The following is a 2,569-nucleotide window of genomic DNA, read 5'->3' on the forward strand; positions in this document are numbered from 1 at the left end:
AGGGCCATCGGAGGGAGCCTAAAACAGCTCAGCAGGGGTCAGCATTCCAAGCGTCAAACCCCGCCAAGGGGGCCATCATTGCAAGCGGTTTTACACCCTAGAGGGCCGTGGCGGGCGCGGCTAGAAAATCAAAATCTACGGCCCCCATGTCTGAAAACAGACGGGAAACAGACGCAGCGCACGAGATGCCTTGAACCCGCAGTTGGTCCACCCATCTCTGCAGCGTGAACAGCGCGGAGGCCGAAAGCCTCTTCGCAGCGGTTGATAGCCGCGACTTTTGCCCTGACCCGGAGATGAGAAATGGCTTCCCTGCCTATCTATTCGACCCTATTCTCGTGCCTGCATGACGAGGCTGAACCCGTAGGTTCCCTTGGACGAGGCACCCATTATTCCGTTTTGCGTAGTGTTGAATGGCTCGACGTAGTGCGCAAGCCGCTTGCGATGCCTCAAGTCCACGACTTCGCGGTGATCTGGGATGAGGATCATGACACCCGCATTATCCCGTTGATCGAGCGCATCTATATAGCTGGCCTACTTTCCCCGGTTCAGTTCATCGGCGAACGCAAGGGCGGCCTTTCCGTCATCGTCGCTGCGAAGTTCTACTACCACGGTAAAGAGGCGGTGCTGGGTGAGTATCGCAGGGCCATAGCTGATATTGCGGCGAACATCAGTTTTGATAGCTGGACATCCGAAGTGGGCATGTTCGATCAACAGCCTGGGTCGGTACAGAATGACACAGTGGGGATTATCAGCGCCGACGAGGGGAAGGTTGAGACCTACCTTCGGAACATCGATAACCTCTGGCAGCTTGGGACGCGCAACTACGAGCCGCGGCGCGACAGCCTTTCTCCAGAATTGTTTCAGCCCGAGCCTTTTCCCTTCCTGCCGACTCCACCGCTCTCGGCGTCGTGAGATAGCCTCTAGCGTTCCCCGACCCGCCTCGCCTTCAAATCGTCAAGCGTGAGATGGGGCGGGCGCAATCCTAGGCGCCGCTCTTCCTGCGCGACCATGATCTCGGCGACGACGCGCTTTGCTCCGGCTGGGAACCGCTCCTCGTTGCCATCCTTGCGAACAACCATCCAGAACAAGCCATCGGCTTGGATGATAGAGAGGACGGGATCGGCCATGCGGGCTCCGAAGGCTGGCGCGGCTCCTCGCCGTCGCTGCCCTCGCATACCCTCGCGATCCTGTGCCGGGCTGCCTCTTCCGATGGCTCAATTCGGGTATGAGAGTGGGAACCGGCACTGTTGGTTCATTCTAGATGCCCTTTGATGAACCTCCGTCCTTGACCGGTTTCGACCCCTTCCAGCCATCCGTGACCTCAGCCGACAATCCCGAAACCTGCGTTCCATTGTCGTTTGGTCCGCGGAAGGCGCATCGCTTGTCGAGGCTTCCGACGTGATGGTGGCGCCATAGACACCCGTACGACCGCATTAAGCCTGATCGCGGCTTACAGAAAGTTATCCACACCCCCACTTGTCACTTGCCGAAAAGCTGAGTCGGTCGTATTTACAAACCAACTCCCCCGGCTGGCTTCGGCCAACGGGCGCACGGCGGGCCAAAAGCCCGCCGTTGCACTATTTGGGTATGAGTTGGGGCTTGGCGAGACTAGATACTCACGTCTATATTGACGGCTTCAACCTCTACTATGGGTTGCTGAAGGTTAATCCGCACAAGTGGCTGAACCTTGAGCGGTTTTGCGATCAGCTTCTGCCCAAAAATAACGTCATTAAGATCTACTACTTCACCGCGAAGGTTGATGCTCGGGCAAACGATCCCGATCAACCGACGCGGCAACAGGCTTATTTGACTGCATTAGGCACTTTGCCGCGAGTTGAAATCGAATACGGCACGTTCATGACCAACGCCGTTTCTCAACCGCTGCTCGCCCTGAATGCTACGGGCAGGTTCATACGCTCTGGTGGTAAGCCAGTTCTCCAGTATCAGCCGAACGGCACTGCGACCAAAGCGTGGGTATTGAAGTCCGAGGAGAAGGGTTCGGACGTGAACCTAGCTGCGTATCTTATGCGCGACGCTTACCAAGGTAATTGCCAGTGCGCTGTGATTGTCTCCAACGATAGTGACCTTCTCACCCCTATCCGAATGGTCAAAGCCGACTGCGGAATGGTCATTGGTCTTGCGCCACCACGTGAGAAGGGCAGTGTGGAGTTGAGGGCTTTGGCGGACTTCAGCGTCCAACCGCGTCCTCACCATCTCACCTCTTCGCAGTTCGCATCTCCGTTGGTCATTGACGGCAACGATTTGCACAAACCGGCCAGTTGGTGACCGTTACCAATCAGCGTAATTGATCTAGCCACCTACTGTGTAGGCTGGCAGGAACGCATGATACTCGGAGTAGCGCGCTGTCCCCTCGGTGTTTCCTGACACCCAAGTCAGAAGCTTGCCGCCTGGATGTTTGTCCCGAAACCAGTTGAGAAAATGAGCTTCGGCATCCGCCAACTCGGAGTACCCCAGTGGAGCGCACCCCGTTTTGACCGGACAGGTGGCATAGCCGATAAGGCATAGGCATCCGCCTATGAGTACGACTATGTCGAAAGCTCCTGATGGC

At 56.9% G+C, this 2,569-nt stretch carries 3 protein-coding genes; 2 read left to right on the top strand and 1 reads right to left on the bottom strand.

Features of this window, described 5'->3' with window-relative positions; translation table 11 throughout:
- The first annotated feature begins 300 nt into the window (after window positions 1-300).
- Entirely contained in the window at window positions 301-912 is a 612-nt protein-coding gene (locus tag GGR04_RS23625) for a hypothetical protein (protein WP_183203045.1), read from the top strand.
- An 8-nt stretch (window positions 913-920) separates the two neighbouring features.
- On the opposite strand, the gene GGR04_RS23630 is transcribed toward GGR04_RS23625, so the two are convergent.
- A complete protein-coding gene (locus tag GGR04_RS23630; protein ID WP_183203046.1) occupies window positions 921-1,127 on the bottom strand; it encodes a hypothetical protein in 207 nt (68 codons plus the stop codon).
- Window positions 1,128-1,572: 445 nt separating this feature from the next.
- Here GGR04_RS23630 and GGR04_RS23635 point away from each other — a divergent pair, with 445 nt between their 5' ends.
- Window positions 1,573-2,286 carry an NYN domain-containing protein gene (locus GGR04_RS23635; RefSeq protein ID WP_183203048.1) on the top strand — a complete coding sequence of 238 codons (714 nt, stop codon included), beginning with the start codon at window positions 1,573-1,575 and terminating at the stop codon, window positions 2,284-2,286.
- Window positions 2,287-2,569: the final 283 nt, after the last annotated feature.

It is taken from the genome of Aureimonas pseudogalii (assembly GCF_014196835.1).
In the GTDB taxonomy this organism is placed as follows: Bacteria; Pseudomonadota; Alphaproteobacteria; order Rhizobiales; family Rhizobiaceae; genus Aureimonas; species Aureimonas pseudogalii.

What these genes read in the sequence shown, in the direction of transcription:
- GGR04_RS23625 (WP_183203045.1), top strand. Translation starts at nt 301, where the DNA reads ATGGCTTCCCTGCCTATCTATTCGACCCTATTCTCGTGCCTGCATGAC.
- GGR04_RS23630 (WP_183203046.1), bottom strand. Translation starts at nt 1,127, where the DNA reads ATGGCCGATCCCGTCCTCTCTATCATCCAAGCCGATGGCTTGTTCTGG.